This window comes from Salinicola lusitanus, assembly GCF_038648475.1.
In the GTDB taxonomy this organism is placed as follows: domain Bacteria; phylum Pseudomonadota; class Gammaproteobacteria; order Pseudomonadales; family Halomonadaceae; genus Salinicola; species Salinicola lusitanus.
Map to the genome: position 1 here is coordinate 395,146 of NZ_CP151919.1, position 19,420 is coordinate 414,565.

Annotated in this window: 18 protein-coding genes; 11 read left to right on the top strand and 7 right to left on the bottom strand. The window is 59.9% G+C overall.

Annotation, left to right across the window (positions count from 1 at the left end):
* Nucleotides 1-53 precede the first annotated feature (53 nt).
* Entirely contained in the window at nt 54-479 is a 426-nt protein-coding gene (locus AAGT95_RS01735; protein WP_110707849.1) for a winged helix-turn-helix transcriptional regulator, read from the top strand.
* A 72-nt stretch (nt 480-551) separates the two neighbouring features.
* Here the strand turns inward: AAGT95_RS01735 and AAGT95_RS01740 are convergent, their stop codons facing one another.
* Both AAGT95_RS01740 and AAGT95_RS01745 read right to left on the bottom strand, forming a co-directional pair.
* Nucleotides 552-2,324, bottom strand: coding sequence for a DUF748 domain-containing protein (locus AAGT95_RS01740; RefSeq protein ID WP_110707850.1), 1,773 nt, complete (start codon nt 2,322-2,324; stop codon nt 552-554).
* Nucleotides 2,325-2,384: 60 nt separating this feature from the next.
* Complete coding sequence (locus AAGT95_RS01745; RefSeq protein ID WP_110707851.1) at nt 2,385-2,909, bottom strand: YgjV family protein; 525 nt, start codon at nt 2,907-2,909, stop codon at nt 2,385-2,387.
* Between the two features lie 210 nt (nt 2,910-3,119).
* On the opposite strand from AAGT95_RS01745, the gene AAGT95_RS01750 reads away from it, so the two are divergent.
* A complete protein-coding gene (locus AAGT95_RS01750; protein ID WP_110597916.1) occupies nt 3,120-3,845 on the top strand; it encodes a dienelactone hydrolase family protein in 726 nt (241 codons plus the stop codon).
* A 66-nt stretch (nt 3,846-3,911) separates the two neighbouring features.
* Here AAGT95_RS01750 and AAGT95_RS01755 read toward each other — a convergent pair whose 3' ends face one another.
* A complete protein-coding gene (locus AAGT95_RS01755; protein WP_342595323.1) occupies nt 3,912-4,865 on the bottom strand; it encodes a TIGR03571 family LLM class oxidoreductase in 954 nt (317 codons plus the stop codon).
* 208 nt (nt 4,866-5,073) lie between these two features.
* Between AAGT95_RS01755 and AAGT95_RS01760 the strand changes: the two genes are divergently transcribed.
* Together AAGT95_RS01760 and AAGT95_RS01765 are read left to right on the top strand one after the other, a co-directional pair.
* The gene (locus AAGT95_RS01760) at nt 5,074-5,322 is read left to right on the top strand and encodes a GlsB/YeaQ/YmgE family stress response membrane protein (protein WP_110597918.1); all 249 of its coding nucleotides are present in this window, start codon (nt 5,074-5,076) and stop codon (nt 5,320-5,322) included.
* A 111-nt stretch (nt 5,323-5,433) separates the two neighbouring features.
* Entirely contained in the window at nt 5,434-6,054 is a 621-nt protein-coding gene (locus AAGT95_RS01765) for a flavin reductase family protein (RefSeq protein WP_342595324.1), read from the top strand.
* A gap of 63 nt (nt 6,055-6,117) precedes the next feature.
* On the opposite strand, the gene AAGT95_RS01770 is transcribed toward AAGT95_RS01765, so the two are convergent.
* Genes AAGT95_RS01770 through AAGT95_RS01780 form a run of 3 tightly spaced genes read right to left on the bottom strand, consistent with a single transcriptional unit; the run spans nt 6,118 to nt 9,320 of the window.
* Nucleotides 6,118-7,713 carry a sensor domain-containing diguanylate cyclase gene (locus tag AAGT95_RS01770; RefSeq protein WP_342595325.1) on the bottom strand — a complete coding sequence of 532 codons (1,596 nt, stop codon included), beginning with the start codon at nt 7,711-7,713 and terminating at the stop codon, nt 6,118-6,120.
* A gap of 4 nt (nt 7,714-7,717) precedes the next feature.
* Nucleotides 7,718-8,146 carry a hypothetical protein gene (locus AAGT95_RS01775; protein WP_342595326.1) on the bottom strand — a complete coding sequence of 143 codons (429 nt, stop codon included), beginning with the start codon at nt 8,144-8,146 and terminating at the stop codon, nt 7,718-7,720.
* Between the two features lie 10 nt (nt 8,147-8,156).
* The gene (locus tag AAGT95_RS01780) at nt 8,157-9,320 is read right to left on the bottom strand and encodes a porin (protein ID WP_342595327.1); all 1,164 of its coding nucleotides are present in this window, start codon (nt 9,318-9,320) and stop codon (nt 8,157-8,159) included.
* A gap of 242 nt (nt 9,321-9,562) precedes the next feature.
* On the opposite strand from AAGT95_RS01780, the gene AAGT95_RS01785 reads away from it, so the two are divergent.
* The 7 genes from AAGT95_RS01785 to AAGT95_RS01815 all read left to right on the top strand — a co-directional run bounded on the left by AAGT95_RS01785 (nt 9,563) and on the right by AAGT95_RS01815 (nt 18,234).
* Nucleotides 9,563-11,125: a bifunctional GNAT family N-acetyltransferase/carbon-nitrogen hydrolase family protein gene (locus AAGT95_RS01785; RefSeq protein ID WP_110597923.1), complete on the top strand. Its 1,563-nt coding sequence runs from the start codon at nt 9,563-9,565 to the stop codon at nt 11,123-11,125.
* 3 nt (nt 11,126-11,128) lie between these two features.
* Nucleotides 11,129-11,974: a zinc-dependent peptidase gene (locus AAGT95_RS01790; RefSeq protein ID WP_110597924.1), complete on the top strand. Its 846-nt coding sequence runs from the start codon at nt 11,129-11,131 to the stop codon at nt 11,972-11,974.
* Between the two features lie 425 nt (nt 11,975-12,399).
* Complete coding sequence (locus AAGT95_RS01795; protein WP_110597925.1) at nt 12,400-14,421, top strand: DNA/RNA helicase domain-containing protein; 2,022 nt, start codon at nt 12,400-12,402, stop codon at nt 14,419-14,421.
* Between the two features lie 482 nt (nt 14,422-14,903).
* Nucleotides 14,904-16,196, top strand: coding sequence for a HEPN/Toprim-associated domain-containing protein (locus tag AAGT95_RS01800; protein ID WP_342595328.1), 1,293 nt, complete (start codon nt 14,904-14,906; stop codon nt 16,194-16,196).
* Between the two features lie 134 nt (nt 16,197-16,330).
* Complete coding sequence (locus AAGT95_RS01805) at nt 16,331-16,564, top strand: hypothetical protein (RefSeq protein WP_110597927.1); 234 nt, start codon at nt 16,331-16,333, stop codon at nt 16,562-16,564.
* 102 nt (nt 16,565-16,666) lie between these two features.
* Nucleotides 16,667-17,080 (top strand): GNAT family N-acetyltransferase, encoded by a 414-nt coding sequence (locus AAGT95_RS01810; protein ID WP_157958330.1) that lies wholly within the window; start codon nt 16,667-16,669, stop codon nt 17,078-17,080.
* Between the two features lie 287 nt (nt 17,081-17,367).
* Nucleotides 17,368-18,234 (top strand): sirohydrochlorin chelatase, encoded by an 867-nt coding sequence (locus AAGT95_RS01815; RefSeq protein ID WP_110597929.1) that lies wholly within the window; start codon nt 17,368-17,370, stop codon nt 18,232-18,234.
* Nucleotides 18,235-18,463: 229 nt separating this feature from the next.
* Here the strand turns inward: AAGT95_RS01815 and AAGT95_RS01820 are convergent, their stop codons facing one another.
* Nucleotides 18,464-19,405 (bottom strand): AraC family transcriptional regulator, encoded by a 942-nt coding sequence (locus AAGT95_RS01820; protein ID WP_110597930.1) that lies wholly within the window; start codon nt 19,403-19,405, stop codon nt 18,464-18,466.
* Between the last annotated feature and the right edge of the window lie 15 nt (nt 19,406-19,420).

The window sequence follows — 19,420 nt, forward strand, 5'->3', positions numbered from 1 at the left end:
ACCTGATACCCATCGGCCACTTTCAACTCACCAGGTATCCTCGAGGAAACCACATGCTCGACTCATCGTGCCCGACAGCCGCGGCCAATTGCCCCAGCCGCGTGATTCTCGATCAGATCGCGGACAAGTGGTCGGTGCTGGTGCTGGCCGCACTGTGCCACGAACCGCTGCGCTTCAACGCGCTCAAGCGCCGGTTGGAAGGTATCACCCAGAAGGCACTGAGCCATACACTGCGTCGATTGGAACGCAATGGTATCGTCGAACGCCGCGTGATCGCGTCGGCGCCGGTGGCCGTGGAGTACCGGATCACACCGCTCGGCCGAACGCTCAAGGCGCCTTTCCAGGCGCTGCATCAATGGACGCTGCAATACCATCACCAGGTCGAAACGGCCCGAAGGGATTACGACGCGCGCCAGCAGGCGCTGGAGAGTGAACCCGAAGACGTTGGTGACCGGCGGGTTCTCGGCGCTCGCCGCTGATAGACGCTGCTAGGGACCCCTCCAGCGACGACGTCTTCGAGTGACGATCGTCGGTCGGTGCTTATCACCGATTCAACCGTCACTCCCTATCAGCGCCTGCAGGGAATCGATCGGCGAAGTGACGATGTTGCTGAGCGACTCGGTCAGCGCCTGCCACACCACCTTGCTCATATCCACCTGGGTGTTCCCGTCGATGGTCGTCTCGATGGGAATGTCCAGGTTGATCACTCCCGTCTCGGCCTGCAGCAGCCCGATCAAATTCTTCAGCGGCAGCGAGGTCGCGTCTTCGTCGATCTCCTTGCCCAGGTCCAGCTGCTTGAGAATGATGTGATTCTGCGCGGTCAAGGTACCGCCTTGCAGACGGTAGTTGAGCTCGAGGTCCGCGGTGCCCTGTTCGATGCGATAGCCGGCGAAACGCTGGATATAGGGCGCGAACAGCGAGAGTGCCAGGTGTTGAGTGGTCAGGCGCATGCGACCGCTGGGTGCATCGCCGAGGCTGGCGCTCCCTTCGATCACCACCGGCGTACCGTCACTCTCCCTGCCATCGAAGCGATAGTGCGCCGGCTCGTCGCTGCGGGTATCGAACCGAGTGAGCTGGCCGTTCAACTCGCCGACATCGAGCGAAACGGTCGGCGACATGCGCCGATCTTCGAAATCGAACGTCCCTCCCTCGACCTCGAGACGATGCAGGGCGACGGCCGGCCCCTTGGCCTGGGCCTTCTCTCCGCCCCCGCTCTCGCCTTGATTGGAAGAATCGTCGCCTCGGGGGGCGGCGCCAGCATCGCCGCCCTCACGTTGCGAAGCGTGGGTTCCCGACTCTCGCTCGTCGTCGTTGGGGTTGGCCGTCGAATGACTGTCTTGCCCGCCGGCAAAGGACGCTGCGAGATTGAAACGTCCGTCATCGCCGATCAGCGCTGTCAGTGTCGGGGCGGCGAGATGCGACGAGTCGACTACGAGATGATCGCCGGTGGCGTAATCGACACCCTCGAAGACGCCGCGATCCAGCGAGAATAACGGCTGGTCCTGCTGGCCAACCGTGGAGAGCCCCTCGAGCGTCACCTGCCCCCGGTAGGCGACCGAGGCGCTCGCGGCTGCGCCGAAACGGAGCTGCCCATCGAGGTCGACGCGACCCTCGTCGATCCGCGCCGGCATCGCTGCCGTCAACCAGGGGTCGATGGTGGAAGCGGCCAGCCGTTGCGCCGTCACCGCCAAGTCGCCGGTCAACGGCATGATCCCGAAGCGCCCTTCGAGGTCGACCTGACCACCGCCGAGCTTGCCGGAGGCTTGGCCCTGCATTGGCGAATCGCCGGAACGCTGATAACCGTTCAGCGTGACGCTCACCTCCGTGGCAGCCAGCGACGGCTCTCCCGAAACCCGACGATCCTGCCAGTCGATCCGGCCGTGGCTCGCCTCGATGCGGTCGATGGTGAGCGATGCCCCGTCATGGGACGCGGTATCGCTCGACGACGAACGGCTGCCCAGCGTTGCCAGATTGAGCGGCCCGGATGGGGGTGAAATCAGGTGGAGACGGGGGGAATCGAGGCGCACCGCCGAGATATGAATGCCGGCGTGCCAGAGCGTCGACCACGAGAACACGACCTCGCCCGAGTCGACCGAGATCATCGGGGTGTCGGAATCGCCGATTCGCAGCGTCGAGAATGCCGCGGTCGCAGTAAACGGGTTGAAACTAACGCGTTCGATCCGGACGGGCTCCCCCAGCGATCGGGTGAAGCGACTTTCCGCCCACTTCGTCAGCGCCCAGGGCCCGACGACACAGACCGTGAATGCCAGTACGACGACTAGACAGAACACCCCCGCCTTCAGGCCCCGAGTCGAGTTGAACATGGATGCACTCCCTTGTGTTGAGACGGACGGTTTCTGAAAAGCGGGTCTCGCACCTCGTAGTCAGCCTGACTCGCATCGACGCTTGGCGCGGTGGATTCGCCACATGGTGACAAGGTTGGTACCCAGCGCCAGCAACTCGGCGATGAAGCCACCGATCGAACCGATGATCAGCGCGTTGGCGAGCCAGCACAGCGCCACACCCGCCAGCAGTACCCGCATCGGCAGGCCGCGCAGCAGAAACATCGCCAGGGTGCCGAAGACGGCGGCAAGCAGCGGGAAGATGTCGTACCAGGATTGCCAGGTCGCCACGGCCACGGCCCCCGTCGCGATCAGCACCAGCCACATGAGCGGCTGGCGTCGCGGAAACCGCCGCGCCAGCCAGATCCTGACGACGACCAGGACCGACATGCCGGCCGCGACCGCCTCTCCGAACAGCAGAAAATGCACGGCGAAGGCGACGTTGGCGAAAATGAGATAGAGCAGCAGCCGATCGTCCTGGCGGCTGGCAAATGCCGCGATGATGAAGCCGAGGGCGACGAACCCGCCGATTTGAGCGGCGATCCAGGTCGGGCTGTGTGCGTCCATGCGACTCCTGACGACTAGGTTCGGGATGAAGGGCGGAGCGCCTAGCGTAGGCGCAATGGCTGCACGTTTCACGCCGAGACGTTCGGCATCTCCGCTTCGTCATGTCACGAGTCGGGTTCGCGCGGCAAAGTGTCGTTGCCCTGCTAAACTTCCTCCTTCGGGCTTCACCATTCATCTCAAGTTCAGCCAACCGCCCATCAGGAGAACCCCATGTCTCAGAGCGATTCCCAGACGAACATCAAGACCGAATGGATCGAGATCACCGCCGAAGACGGCAAGACCTTCAAGGCGTACCAGGCCCTTCCACACAAGGGCAAGGGCCCCGGGATCCTGTTGATCCAGGAGATCTTCGGCGTCAATGGCCATATTCGCGGCGTCGCAGAGCAGTACGCCATGGATGGCTATACCGTGATCGCACCGGACATGTTCTGGCGCGACGAGCCGGGGGTGGAACTCGGCTACGACGGTGACGACTGGAAGGCGGCGGTAGCCCACAAGCAGGCGCTGGACTACCCCACGGCGATCAGCGATCTCCGCGCCGCGGTCAAGGCGCTGCGCGCAAGCCCCACCTGCGACGGCCCGATCGCCTCGGTCGGCTACTGCATGGGCGGCGTGCTCTCCTACCTCTGCGGCCTGGATGCCGGCGTCGATGCGGCGATCTGCTACTACGCCGGCGGAGTGACCGAATACCTGCCGCGTGCCGACGAGCTCAAGGTCCCGGCCCAGTTCCACTTCGGCGCCGAGGATGACCATATCCCGCTGGAACACGTCGAACAGACCCGCCAGGCCTTTGCCGGTAACACGGATATCGAGGTCCACCTCTACGGCGGTGCGGAACACGGCTTCAACTGCTGGTCGCGGGCCAGCTACAACCAGCATGCGTCCGCGCTGGCCCATGGCCGCACGCTGACGTTCCTGGCCAGCCACTCCGAATAGGGCCGCACCCGGGCGTTCCGGCGCGACGCTTGAACGGTCGGAGGCTGATGAGCCAAGGCCGATGTATCAGGGCCGATGAAAGTGCGGCAGCACGTGAGCGGCCAGCTCTTCGATGATGGCGTCGGCCGGCCACTCCTCGAGACCTAGATTCAGCGCCACGTGGTGAACGCCCATCTCTCTGAGCGCGTCCAGCACCTCGACGAGGGCGTCACGGCCGGCACGGTAGCCCAGCTCGATCGGCGTCGCCGGCGCGCCCGGATCGGCGTCGAGCTCGAGACGCATCGCCTCGCCGAATCCGCGGAACTCGCCAGGCACGCTCCGCTCTACCGCCGCACGCCACATCCGGTAGCGATCGAGCTGCTGGGCCGGTTCACGATGATAGGTCATCCAGCCGATCGCGTGGCGGGCAATCCAGTTGACGCTCTGGCCACCCGAACCGACCGCCAGTAGCGGCACGGGCACCGGTGGCTGCGGTCGCAGCTGGAATTCGGGAGAACCTGCCTCGCGGCGGTCGGGGATGACTTGCTGCGGCGAGCCCAGCGCTTCCGCCACGACTTGCCAGTGATCCGCGAACAGCCGCCGCCGCTCGCCGACGTCCTCGCCGAAGGCGGCAAACTCGGGCGGCCGATCGCCGGACCCCAACCCCAGGATGAAGCGACCCTCCGAGAGCGTGGCGACCGATGCGGCCGCCTTGGCGATATGCAGGGGGTGCCGCAGCGTGAGCACGATGGCGCCACTGATCAGTGCGACCCGACTCGTTTCCACCGCCAACGCACCCAACCAGCTCCACGGGTCCAGATGGCCGACCGGATCGGGATAGTCGCGACTGTTGAGCGGCACGTCTCGAATCCACAGCGCGCGAAACCCGGCATCGTCGGCGAGTCTGGCCAGACGCCGCTGTTCGACGACATCGACCACTGCCTGGCCGCGCGGCATCAGCGGCAGCGTCAATCCGATCGACAACCGATCCGGCGTCCACACCCGCCGAACGATCGCCTGTTCGACTCCGCCTGCAGACATGACTCCCTCCCCGTCGATTGGCACTTGGAGGTGCCTCCCGCCAGCGCGACCTCTGCACCATGATGCCCGGAAACCGAGCGCAGAACATGATGATAGCCACGATCTCGCTTGTCGTTTCGCCGATCTACGACTAGGTTCCGAGAAGGCATGTCAGGATGGCATGCCGCTGGCATGAAAGACTTACCATGAATCAACAGGGATAGACGCCATGGGAATTATTGCGTGGATCATCTTCGGCCTGATCGCCGGGGCCATTGCCAAACTGATCATGCCGGGCAAGGATCCGGGTGGCTTCATCGTCACGATCATCCTCGGGATTCTGGGCGCGGTCGTCGGCGGCTGGATCGGTACCGCTCTCGGTTTCGGTGACGTTTCCGGTTTCAACTTCGGCAGTTTCGTGATCGCCGTGATCGGCGCGATCGTGCTGCTCGGCATCTATCGTATCGTGCGCAAGTGACCAGCCTGCGCCCGTGAAACCGAAGTCCGGTCGGTGGCGTTCATCGCCACCGACCGTCGTTTGCCCAGACTCGCCCCTCAATGACAGCCTACCCTCAGTAAAAGACGTCCGATGCCTACCGATGCTCACTTCTACGAACCCAGCCGTGGCCATGGCCTGCCCCACGATCCGTTCAACGCCATCGTCGGCCCCCGCCCCATCGGCTGGATTTCCTCCCGCAGTGCCGCGGGCCATCTGAACCTCGCGCCGTACAGCTTCTTCAACGGCTTCAACTACACGCCGCCGATCGTCGGCTTCGCCAGCGTCGGTTACAAGGACAGCGTGCGCAATATCGAAGCGACCGGCGAGTTCTGCTGGCAGCTGGCGACCCGGGCGCTGGCGGAGCCAATGAACGCCAGCTGCGCGGCGGTGGAACCCGAGGTGGATGAATTCCAACTCGCCGGGCTGACGCCGGCCGAGTCGCGCGTGGTGAGCGTCCCGCACGTGAAGGAAGCCCAGGTCGTGTTCGAGTGCCGCCTGACCCAGACGCTGCAGCTCCAGTCCGCCGCTGGCGACAAGCTGGAAACCTGGATGGTGCTGGGTGAGGTGGTCGGCGTGCATATCGATCCGACACTCCTCGAAGACGGCGTCTATCAAACCGCCGCCGCCCGGCCGATCCTGCGCGGCGGCGGCCCGGCGGACTACTTCGAGATCAGCCAGGAGCAGAACTTCAAGATGTACCGGCCGAGCTGACGGGCGGTGGCCAAGGGGAACGTCGTGAATCCCGGCAGTTGGTGATTCTGGCCCGGGAATGAATCAGGACTGGGTGACGGGCTCGTAGAACCGCCAGGTATTGCGACCGGCACGCTTGGCGGCATACATCGCGATGTCGGAGAATCGAACCGCCTGCTCGGCATCCTCGGTATCCAGCCCCACCATGGCGATACCGATACTGACCCCGATCACGATCTCGATATCGCCCTCCACCTCGAACGGTTTCCGGAGGCGGTCGAGAAAGCGCTCCAGCACCACCTCGACGTCACTGCGCTGGTCGCACCCTTCCAGCAGCACGACGAACTCGTCGCCTCCCAGGCGGGCGACGTAGTCGCGCTGACGCATCAGCCCGGCCAGAATGCCACCGACATGGCACAGCGCACGATCGCCGACCTGGTGACCGTAGGTATCGTTGATCTGCTTGAAATGATCGAAATCCAGCGTGATCAGCGCATGGCAGCGCTCCGGATACAGCCGATGGTGACGCGCCATCACCGCTAGGCGGTGGTCGAAGCCCCGACGGTTGCCCAAGCCGGTCAAGGGGTCGGTCATCGCCATTTTCTCGGCAGCATCCGCGGCTCTCTTGCGCTCGGTGACGTCGTGCGCCACCCCTTGCAGCCGCCCCGTCTCGAGCGGGCTCAGGATCAGGCTGATCCAGCGCTGCCGCTCGCCGCTGTCCAGCGCCACTTCCCACTGGCGCTCGTAGCCGCCGGCCTCGTCGTCGACCGCGAAAGCGTGCGTGGCACCGTCTCCATCGCCGACCAGCGCGGCAAAAGCGACCGGGTGACGTTCTAGATCGGTGCCGGTCGCCATGTCGAACAGCCGCCGGAAGGCTGGGTTGGCCGAGCGGACGAAGCCGGCGCTGTCGAGCTCGAAGATCCCCGCTTCCACATTGTCGAAGATCGCCCGGTAGCGACGCTCCTCGACCTCGCGCTCGAGCCGTAGCCGACGCTCCTCGCCCAGACTCTGGACCAGGTTGTCGATCATGGCATTGACGCTGATGACGAGTTGGCCGATCTCGTCGTCCCTGTTGCCGCGTGGCGCCTGCAACTGCTGTCCGGTTTCCGCCTCCAGCTCGCTCAGCCGATGCGAGAGACCGGTGATCGGCCGGGTAACGAACCGCACCACCACCAGCACGACACAGAGCCCGATACCGACCAGCTGCAGCAGCAAAGCGCCGCCGATGAAAGTCGAGGCCTGCGACACGAGCTTGTCGATGAAGTCCTGATCCGGCGCCACCGTGATCCGGCAGACCGACGTTTCCGGCTCGAAGGGTGAGAAGATCTCCCGGACGACACTGGTCGCCGGCTCCCCTTCCGGATCGGCGCGACCGCTGGCGAGCGTCGTGCCGTCGCTGGCATCGATACTCACGGCGCTGACGATATTGTTGCTGAGCAGGCCATCCGTCACCTCCTGCGCCAGATGCCGGTCGCCCAGAAAGCAGCCGATCTGCGCGGTTCGCTCCACCGTCGTCAGCAGTTCCTGAATCCGTGACTGCTGCTCCCGCTGAACGCTCTCCGCCCGCAGGTAGACGGCCAGGGCGAGGAACACGACGCCCAGCAGCGTGACGATCATCAGGATGATCGCGGTCGTACGCAGCGCCAGCCGGGTGTGCAGCAGCAGCAACAGGCGAGACATGCGATCACTCGCTCAACATCAGCACGACGTGCATGTCGTCGGGTACCTGGCCACCATCGACGTAGCTCAAGGCATTCATGTTCTGGGTCACCAACTGGTGCACGTCGTCGATGGTGGCGATCTGCTGCGGCGGCGATGCCTCGCCGGAAAACACCAGCCGGGCCCAGTAGGAGTTGATCTCGGCCAGATCTTTGTTGACCAGCGCCCGGTAGAATCGCGCCTTGAGCGTGGTGGAATCCACGGGCAGCGCAACGTTGCCGGTGGGAAGCTTGCGGTAGCGCCCCATGAAGATATTGACCACGTCGCTCTGGGTCAGCCGCTCGATACCGCTGCCGGCGTTGACCACCACCGCGATGTCGGCGCTGACGGGAACGGCAACGACCAGGGTGGCAGAGAAGGTGGAGGCGATGAGAAGCCTTTGGACTCGGTTCATGGACATTCCCCTAGAAAATGAAGTCCAGACCGAGGCTGAAGACAGAACTCCAGCCCCCGTTCCAGTCACTGTCGTCTTGTCGCCACAGGAAGCCCGGGCTCCGCGTATCGATACGATCGAACTGCGCTTTCAGTGCCATGTTGGTGGTCACGTCGTAACGTGCCCCCAGCGACCAGGTCCGCTGATCGATATCGCTGTTATCGGGGTTGGTGGACGATGTCTCGACGCGGGATGCCACCACATAGGGCGTTACCCGGTCGATGCGATACCCCACCGAGACGAAGCCCGAGTCGATCTGTCCCTCGTGGCGGCTGGTCTGGCTGCGGTTCCACATCACCTGAACCTGCAGCGGGCCGCGATCATAGAGCGTTCCCAGGGAGAATAACCGAATCCGGTCGAAGCCGAAGATATCGCCAAGAACGGTATCCGCATCGAGAGCGAGAAACGGGATCTGCTCGATCTGGTCGGCTACGCTGCCCGAGAAGCCGACATCGGAGTGGACTTCGGTATAGCTGGTCCGGAATCGCCACGGCCCCGTCTCGTAGTCGACATGACCACCGTAGACGCTGTCGACATCGAAATCCGCAGAGAGGTCGTCGATCAGATAGATCTTGCTGCTCGAGCGCCCGGCATAGAGCTTGAGCAGCATCAGGTCGCTGCCGACCGGCTGCTTGAAGGTGACATCGCCGCCATCGATATGGGTCAGTTGCAGGATGCCGAAGTGATCCACCGGCGGCCGCGCCCAAGGGTAGGCGTAACCGACGTAGCGCGAGTCGGCGAGCTGATACACGTCCCACCCCAGCCGCCCGACGCGCAACTGCACGCTGGGGTCCGGCCGGTAACGCAGGAACGCCCAACTCACTTCGGGTCGGTAGTTGCCGTCCTGGCCATAACGGCTGATGCCCTGCACCACCGCATCCAGCTCATCGGTAAGGCGATAGCCGACCTGGGCGCCGAGCAGTGAATCGGTGCGCGCGCTCCAGCCCTTGTCAGCCCCCTTGGGCTGGCTGATATCGCGAATGAAGCCAGCATCGCCCTGATTGCTGTGTACCAGCCCCAGGGTGCCGAAGCCGCTGAACGTCAGTCGGCCATCGTCCGTCAGCGGCCGAGCCTCGGCGACAACGCTCGTCACCGACAGCATCAGCCCCAGGCAGACCGGAAGTAATCGTCTCATGCAGCATCTCCGGCGGCGCGTTCGACTTGTCGCCGTCGCAAAGAAAAATTAGGTTCGCGGGTAACATTGTCGGCAGACCGGCTTCTTTCTTAAGGGTCCATTAGCCCAGCTTCGGTGATTCAGATCCCGATACCGCGGGGGCGCGGGGAGCTCGGCGTGTTAGACTTTGTCATTAAACGCCCGTTGGTCAGAGCCTGGTTGGCGACGCCCTATTTCTTTTCCCGGATGGAGTCAGGCGCTCAATGTCTTTGGAAGAACTGCACCTCAATCTGCGCAACCTCACGCCCGAGGACTACCCGCAGCTCAAGCGACTGATGGATGCCGTCTACGACGACATCGGCGGCGCCTGGTCGAAGCTGACGATCGACAAGCTGATCGGCGAGTTCGCCGACGGCCAGATCATCATCGAGGACGACGGCAAGATCGTCGGTGTCGCGCTCACGGTGCTGGTCGACTACGACCGCTTCTCCAACCCGCACAAGTACGACGAATTGATCGGGCATCGCGAGATCATCCTCAACGACGCCAACGGCGATGCGCTCTACGGCCTCGACGTCTTGATCGATCCGGCCTACCGCGGCTATCGCCTTGGCCGACGCCTCTACGAGGCCCGCAAGGACCTGTGCCGCTCGATGAACCTGCGCGCGATTCTCGCCGGCGGCAGGATTCCCAATTACCACCAGCACGCCGACGAGATGACTCCCGCCGAGTACATCGATCGGGTCGCGCGCAAGGAGTTCTACGACCCGATCCTGTCGTTCCAGCTGGCCAACGATTTCCTGGTCAAGCGCCTGCTGACCAAGTATCTGCCCGAAGACGAGAAGTCGATGGGCTACGCCACCCTGCTCGAATGGAACAACATCCTCTACGAACCGGCCAGCCGGATCATCGAGACCCGCCGCACCCAGGTCCGCATCGGCGCGGTACAGTGGCAGATGCGCGAATTCGACTCGGTGGAGGCGGTGCTGCAGCAGGTCGAGTTCTACGTCGATGCGATCTCCGACTACCAGAGCGACTTCGCGGTCTTCCCGGAGCTGTTCAACACCCCGCTGATGGGGTTGACCGACCAGACCGACCAGGTCGCCGCGATCCAGTTCCTGGCCGGCTTCACCGAGCGCTTCAAGACCGAGATCTCGCGCATGGCGGTCTCCTACAACATCAACATCGTGGCCGGCTCGATGGTCGAGCTGGGCGAGGATGGCAAGCTCTACAACGTTGCCTACCTGTGCCATCGCGATGGCGGGATCGACCGCCAGGCCAAGCTGCACATCACCCCGCAGGAGCGGCGCGACTGGGTGGTCGAGGGCGGCGACGAGCTGCAGGTGTTCGAGACCGATGCCGGCCGTGTCGGCATCCTGATCTGCTACGACGTGGAGTTCCCCGAACTGCCGCGACTGCTGGCCGAGCAGGACATGGACATCCTGATCGTGCCGTTCTGGACCGACACCAAGAACAGCTACCTGCGCGTGCGCCACTGCGCCCAGGCCCGCGCGATCGAGAACGAGTGCTACGTGGTGGTCTGCGGCAGCGTGGGCAACGTGCCCTCGATCGAGAACCTGGACATCCAGTACGCCCAGTCATCGGTCTTCTCGCCGTCGGACTTCGCCTTCCCCCACGATGCGGTGCTGTCGGAAACCACGCCCAACACCGAAATGGTGATGTTCTCGGACCTCGACCTGACCAAGCTCAAGCTGGTGCGCTCGGAAGGCGCGGTGACCAACCTCAAGGATCGCCGTCTCGACCTTTTCGATCTGCGCCTGCGCGACTGGTCGTGGAAATCCGGGGCGCGCCAGGAAGAGAACTGATCGATGGGCTTACGGAGTGGTTCGTGGAAAGCCTGGTTGGGCCTGAGCGGCGATGCCCGCCAACGCTCGCGCCAGCCGTTCGACCCGGAGGCATGGCGGTCGATTCGCCACGGCCTGCCGCTGCTGGCCGACCTCGACGACGCCGATGCCGAGCGTCTCGGTCCGCGCGCCTGGCAACTGCTGCAGAGCAAGCGCTGGGTGGCGGGTGACGGGGTCGAAGTCGACGATACCGCCCTGCTCGCCATCGCCGCCCAGGCCAGCCTGCTCACGCTGGGCTGGTCGGACCGCGACGCCAGCGCCGCCTTCGACAACGTCACCGAGATCATCCTGCTGCCGGACGCCTTTCATCGCCACGTCGAGGAGATGGACGACTTCGGCGTGATGCACGAATACGTCGACGAGCGCGCCGGGGAAACCTCCTGGCGCGGCCCCGTGGTACTGGCAATTCCCGATGTCGCCGAAAGCGGCGACTACACCGGCTACAACGTCATCATTCACGAATTCGCCCACAAGCTCGACCTGGGCAACTCGCAGGATGTGGACGGCTTCCCCCCGCTCGCCGCCAACAGTGATGTCACCGCCCAAGAGTGGCATCGCATCTTCACCGCGGTGTGGGACGACCTGCAGGCCCACCTCGCCCGCGACGAACCCACCCCCATTGACGACTACGCCGCCACCCACCCCGGCGAATGCTTCGCGGTCTGCTGCGAACTCTTCTTCACCGCCCCGGATCAACTGATCGAGGTCTACCCCGAGCTTTACGACCTGCTGAAACGCTACTTCCGACAGGAAACCCTGGCGCGGTTTGAGCGGAACCATCCGTCAGGGATCGATGAGCCGCAGGATTGATCCTTGACTACTCCCCGATGCGCATCGCCCCGTATCAGGTACCTCGTCCTACTGAACATGACGCCCAAGCCAACCCTGACTAGAGAATTGGTCTCAGAGTCGTTACTCGGAGAAAACATTGGTTTACATTAGTGCAGATACTAACTAGGCGTTGCGGAAGAAAACGCGGCTAGGGGGTTGGCATAAGAAGATCAAGGCGGCTTGCGATCCAAAGGAGCCATGGTGGAAAGGCTGCCTGCACGCTCATCGGTGTTATGCAGCTGGCACTATGATTGGTGTTATATGGCCAAGCTATACTTAATATGTCGATTTTTCAGTATGTTTTGGAGAAAACAGTGTGCAACATAACATTGTTGAACTCGCATGCGCGTTCAAGTCAATAAACGAGCGCGCTGTCTAATACCTGTTAGGCATCTAGTGCAGATATGACGGCTTACTATTCATCAACGACCGGTGCATTCGTCCGAATCTCACTAGAGGAAGTCGCTGCTGCACTGCATTCCAAATACGCCGCCGATGGGTTTTCTTCGCAATACACGACGCAAACCGAATCGTGGAATATCACAGTTCCAAAGCTGCAAGAAGAACTGAGGTCATTGCTACGTCTGCATCCAGATGCTGCAAGTTGGCCTGTCCTGCTTGAATATCCTCTCTATCGGTTACGACGCCGCATTGATGTGCTGATCTTGACGCCCGCTGCGATCGTAGTAGTTGAACTCAAAGTTGGAGAATCAACCTTCCGATCTGCTGACCGGCGTCAGGTAGAGGAGTACGGTCTCGATCTACGTGATTTTCATGGAGCTAGTGCTGGAATCAGCATAGTTCCGGTACTTTGGTGTACCGAGGCCAAAACTACTTCCTATGTGTCAACGATTAAAGAGGCCGATGTTGCTGAGGTTCATTGCGTAGGGGGATTAGGGCTAGCAAACGTTCTTGTCCGGGTAGGCACCTCGGTTCCAACGGCGCGATATGAAATACGCGAATGGGAGTCGGGCCAGTATCGACCCGTGCCTACCGTGGTGGATGCGGCAACTACACTTTTCGCTGGCCATGGTGTACGCGAAATAGCTCAAGCCGATGCCTCCAATTTGGATGCATCGGCTAATCGTGTCGTCGAGATTATTCAGGAAACCAAACGGAAGCGAGGTCGGTCATTGGTTTTTCTCGCTGGCGTCCCCGGGTCCGGAAAGACGTTGGCTGGCTTGCAAGTAGTACACAGTGCTGTGGAATCTGGGGTCGAAGACCAGGGAGATATTGTCTACCTCTCTGGAAACACCCCATTGGTTGTTGTTCTCCGAGAGGCTCTCGCTCGTGATGAAGCGTCGCGGCGTAAGGCTCGTGGAGTTAAGCCCGCTCTAGCTGAAGCAAGAAATTCGGTTCGAACCCGAATTCAACATATCATCGATTTTCTGAGAGAGTATCTGACAAATGATGACGGTTCCTCTCCTCATGAGCATGTGATCGTCTTCGATGAAGCCCAGCGGGCCTGGGATGAGGATTACGGACGAAAGAAGTTCGGACGACCATCTTCAGAGCCCAAACTTCTTCTAGACATTATGGGGCGACATCCAGATTGGTGTTCTATCGTTGCACTGGTTGGCGGAGGACAAGAAATCAATGCAGGAGAAAACGGAATCGCCGAGTGGGGTAAAGCGTTGAGAGCTTTGCCGAATACTGAACTAGAGAAATGGTGCGTATACGGCCCGCCAGATTTTACGGTCGGTTCCGATGCAACGGCCAATCTTGGGGTCGGTAGCTTATCCGGAGCAGCGGATATCGTTGTTGAACCGGATCTGGAATTAACCGTGCCGTTGCGGAGTTTTCGCTCGCCTTCGCTCAGTCGGTGGGTTTCGTTGGTCTTGGGCGGCAATGCACCTGAAGCGGCAACCTTGGCCCGCGAACTCGGTGATTATCCAATACTTGTAACTCGATCTATCGATCTTGCGAGGAAATGGCTAAAAGTACATGCGCGTGGAGAGCGTAGATTTGGCCTGGTTGCTAGTTCAGGTGCACGGCGTTTACGAGCAGATGGTCTGGGTGTGACACTAAATGCGACGGACGGGAGTGCGATCGCTCAGTGGTATCTCAACGGTCGAGAGGATGTTCGTTCTTCGTTCGCCTTGGAAGTTCCTGCAAATGAGTACACGACCCAAGGGTTGGAACTGGACTTTGTTGGATTGTGCTGGGGTGGCGACCTGGTTTGGAATGGACGGACTTGGGCGCATCGCCAGTTTCGAGGAAATAGCTGGGCAAATGTCAACGGCGACCGGCAGCGGTTCATCACAAATTCATACCGCGTCCTTATGACTCGGGGGCGCGAGGGCCTGGTTGTCTGGGTGCCTCAAGGATCAACGGAGGATCCCACGCGTAAGCCACAGCAATTCGACGAGACCGCCAATTTTCTGCTCAGTTGCGGAGCCAATAGGCTCGCTGAAGGAGATGCCTAACAATGCGCTGCAGCGGACGTCTGACCCGCCACCCGCTTTGCTGCCGCAAAGCAGGCGTCGCCTTAAACGCCGCTGAGCTTAGGCGTTATGTTTTTGAATCGAAATAGGGCTAGCTATGGAAGCTAAGGTATATCCAGCACACGGGCACCCCGAGGGAACAAGTGGATCGCCTTGGTTCCGTATTAGGGGTGATAAACTGTATCCAGCTCATGGGCACCCTGAAGGAACAAGTGGTTCCCCTTGGTACCGAATCAGGGATGACAAACTGTACCCTGCGCATGGGCACTCTGAAAGAACAAGTGGTTCGCCTTGGTTCCGTATACGAGACGGCAAACTGTACCCTGCTCATGGACATCCTGAAGGAACGAGTGGATCGCCATGTGAAATAAACATAACCAAGCAATGCACGCGACGAGCGCGTGATTGCGGCGTTAGGCAGCACGAGTGCGATTAATTAAGCTAGCAATAAGAAGGTGATTTAAATGGGAACATCGATAGAGCTGTACGCAGGGAACGTTTCTCTGTCGTATTCCAAAAATCACATGGGCATAGATTATGGATTTCTTTTTCAAGATAGTGACTTAATACGCCGAAAGTCTGAGTCAATAGACTACGAATATTATGAAGAAAATCCTGAATTAAAATATGAGGTAGAAAAGGCGGAGGAGGCTTTTGCTAGGGCTTTATATCGGATTATACCACGACTAAACATACTCGGCCATACACTTGACGCGGCACGCGCTGAATACAATTCGTTGATAGCAGAAGCGGAAGAGATCTCAAATGAGATTGATACAGATGAATCAAAAAAGGAATATCTGACGTTTGAAGAGTTTTGCCACTTGGCATGTCGCTATCCGCTGTCTGAGTTAAAAAAAGACTATATAGAATATGACACACAAGATCGAGACACTATTTCTCAAGGTCGTCTCGCAACTGATGTCGAATTATTTGATCGAGTTCCTTGGCCTGGTGGCTCAGATCTCTATTGGTCTGAGGCCAGTTATCTGTCTTCAAGAGTTTGTGTTCTTAGTGCTGAATCTATGCTTCAGGTTTTTGCGCAAAATACAGAAAATTCTGATGTTGAGGTTAATTGGGAATTTGGTCCTATTGTTCATGCTGGATGGGTTCAACGAGAGGCGTTTCGGGCTGGAGCACTCCAAAAGCAAAAGGTTCTGATAGCAACCGAGGGTACATCAGATACACGCATTATTCAGCGAGCTCTACAGATTTTACGTCCGGATGTGGCGGATTTTTTCAATTTTGTGGATGTCGATGAACGACATCCTTATTGGGGAACGGGCAATCTAGTAAAGTTTGCAGAGGGGCTGTTACGAATCGAGGTCTTAAATCAGGTCTTATTTGTTTTCGATAACGACGCAGAGGGCGTTGATGCTTTGCGCAAATTTGAAAATTTGAATTCTCCTACCAACATGAGGGCAATGCTACTACCTGATCTTGATGAATTTAGGGAGTTTGTAACTCTCGGACCTGAAGGGGTTAGTACCTCTGATATAAATGGTAGAGCTGCTGCGATTGAGTGTTATCTTGATCTTCACCTAGATCAATACCCTCCAGCACAGGTCACATGGAGTAATTTCAAAAAGGATATCGATGCATGGCATGGCATTTTAGATTACAAAGAATCCTATTCAAAGAACTTTCACGAGCAGTCCGATAACGACTTGCTTGATGGTAGTTATAACGTGTCTAAGCTATTGAAACTAATAGATACGCTAATCCAGGAAGCTGGATTGGTGACTCCGATTATTTGAGGAGCTTCTTCACGTTTTACATTTTGGAAAACTTGAGCACCTTGCCTAACAAGGCGCTGTTGTCGGACAAATTTTACGCTGCGCTTCAAATTTGCCGCAGAGCGCGGCGTTAGATAACCAATGGAGATCGAGCATTGAAAGATAGAGTTAAGTTGAATCCAGGCGAAACCTTAAAGCAAGAAAGCCATCGTTCAAAAGGCACTATGGCTGAGACTGATATCTGGACATATGCAGTTTTGGATTTAAGCGGGAATAAAGTAGGTTCTGTAGTTCATACGGATCACACTTCAATTAAAGGCTTCAATCGCACCCAATCAGTTGAACAGCGCGATGCGAATGGAAAAATCGTAGTAGATGTAACGTGGTAAGGTTTTCTAATAAGGTGCTGTTGTCACCGCTATCGCGGCTGGGATGGCTTACGCAGCGCTTCAGCTGCCCCAAAGCTTGGCATTAGATCACACGACATGAGCATGTTAGTTATCTCAGCAATCAACGCCCCGGAAGATCTTCATAACGAAACTCTTCGCGAGCGTGCTTTAAGAGGTCATGCCAGAAGGTCATGTGAGTTCGCGGCGCTAGTCAATGGACAAGAGGCGGGGCTTCTATCTTACGAAGATTGGAAAGAGAAAAATCTTGGGTTCATATATGAAGTATACGTGCTTCCTCAATTTCGGAGGCAAGGCATCGGAAAATCCCTGATTGAGTACGGAGAGAAGCACGCACTTCAGCTCGGTTGCAGATTGCTGCAGATAAAGCCATATGCACTAAACCAAGAGCCAGATACCGATCAACTTGTTGATTGGTATCTTAGTATTGGCTACCTGAGAGCCAAAGAATCGAGCGAAATGTTGGAGAAGCACATTGGCAGTCTCGGTGCGCTCTAACAATTCATTCAAGCCGATGCCGCTTCGCGGCTCGGCTTAACTCATCCGCTATACCTGCTTTGGCTAAATGTCCGCTTTTGGCCGAAAGCGGAACAACTCGCTATTTCACCTGATCAGACCATTCAAAATGGCTACCCACTTTCCCGATAGGGAAAACCAGAGCGCCATCGGCCCGCCGCTTTGCTATTTTTTCCTATCGGGAAAACCCGGTTATGCTGGTTTCGCGTCGGCTCGTTTTGCGGCGAAAGACTTGATTTGACACCCATCTGCGCCAGCTTTGAGGCCCCATGCGAAAGATACTGCTCGTCGACAACGGTTCCCTGCGCCCTGCCGCGACGCTCAACCTGCGTCGCCTCGCCGACGCCTTGAGCCAGGCCACGGGTGACGCGGTCGAGGCCGCATCGCTACTGCACTCGTTCAAGATTCCGCCCGAGCAGCTCGGTTGTCGCAAGGCGGATTCCCTGGGGCCGCTGGCCGAACGATATGCGGCCGAGGGCGTGACCGAACTGCTGATCCTGCCCTTCTTCTTCGGGCCCAGCCAGGCGTTGACCCGCTACCTGCCGGAGCGTCTGGCCGAGGTGCAGGCCAACTACCCGCAGCTGTCGGTGAGGGTCGCCCCGCCGCTGGTCGATACGCTGCTGGCGCCTGACCTGCGCTTGGCGCAACTTCTCGCCGATAACGTGCGCGAGCGCATTAGCGGCCAGTCCCGGCCCAAGGTCGTGCTGGTCGATCACGGCAGCCCGATCCCGGAGGTTACGGCGGTACGCAACTACCTGACCGGGCAACTGAGTGCACTGCTGGCCGATGAGGCCGAGTGTGTGACCTTTGCCTCCATGGAGCGCCGCGAGGGCGATGCCTATCGCTTCAACGAGCCGCTGCTGGAGACGTTGCTGGCCTCGCCGGAGCTGGCCGAAGGCGACGTGATCCTCTCGATGCTGTTTCTTTCGCCGGGCCGGCACGCCGGTGAAGGCGGCGATATCGCCGAGATCTGCGCCCAGGCGATGTCTCGCGCCCCTGGCCTGAATGTCGTAACGACCCGGCTGGTGGGCGAGAACGACGCCATCCTGGAACTTCTCGTCACTCGCCTGCAGCAGGCGCTGGCCGGCGGGCCGCTATTGATGGAATTGCCGGCGACCGGCGCCAAGGACGACTGACCCGCGCTTCGGCTGGGGTCGGAGTGTTTGTCGCAGTCCTCTACTCATAGCCACCAGCACACGCTCGAACTCCTGCCACCAGGCCTTGGTATATTGCGCCGGATCGGCGGGGAACCGCCCTAGCTCTACCGCGAAATCGAAGAAGCGCCGAGCCGGCAGTGTTTTTGCGAGTCATTGGGTGGCGCCCGATGTACGCATCCAACTTTTGTCCGTAAGCAGTCCAAGGTCGTCACTGACCCTGATCATGTGACGACTGATCTGATTTCGCTTCTAGCGGCTTTCTGTCATTGGCGTACCGCGTCGGCGGCGTGCCAACGTGGCGCGTGAAGGCAACGCTGAAGGTACTCGCCGAACTGTAGCCGACCCGCTCGGCAACATCGGCGATACGACTCTGATCGTTTCTCAACATTCGCTTGGCTAGCGCCATGCGCCAGGCGAGCAGATACGCCATCGGCGCAAGACCGACCGTCTGCTTGAAGCGCTCGAAGAAAGCCGACCGTGACAACGCCGCCTGCCGCGCCAATTCTGCCACCGTCCACGCGTGTGTCGGCTCGGCGTGCATGGCACGTATCGCGTTCGCCAGGCGATTATCGGCGAGCCCGAGCACCAGGCCGGGCGAGGCCGCTGTTTCTCCGGTGACTCGCAGCGCTTCGATCATCAGTACTTCCAGCAGCCGCGACAGCACCATATCGCGCGCCGGCCGATCGGCGCGCGACTCTTCGCTGACAAGCTTGACCAGCATCGCCAGTCGCCGCTGATCGCGAATATGCACGCGTTGCGGCAACAGCGAGACCAGCAACGCCGCGTCGGGCGATTCGAAATGACAATGGCCGATCAGCATGCGCACATCGGGCGCCGCATCCGCCGCGCCGAGCCGGAATACGCCGTCGCCGATGGCGACAGGCCAGTTCTCGACATCGAGTGGCGGTGGCGGATGACTGGACGCGACGATGTCCTGCGCCGATGGAGCCAGCAGGAAATCACCGGCAGTGAGATGGATCGGTTCCCCGGCACCGGGGGAGGAGAGGCACTCGCCTTCCAGCACGACGCAATAGAACAAGTCGCCCGGATCGCTGCGGCGCACGCGCCAGGGCCCGCCACCAACGATCAGCTTGGAAAACCGCATGCTGGGCTGTAGCAGGGAAACCACCTCGGCCAGCGGATCGATCATGATCGGACTCTCGCC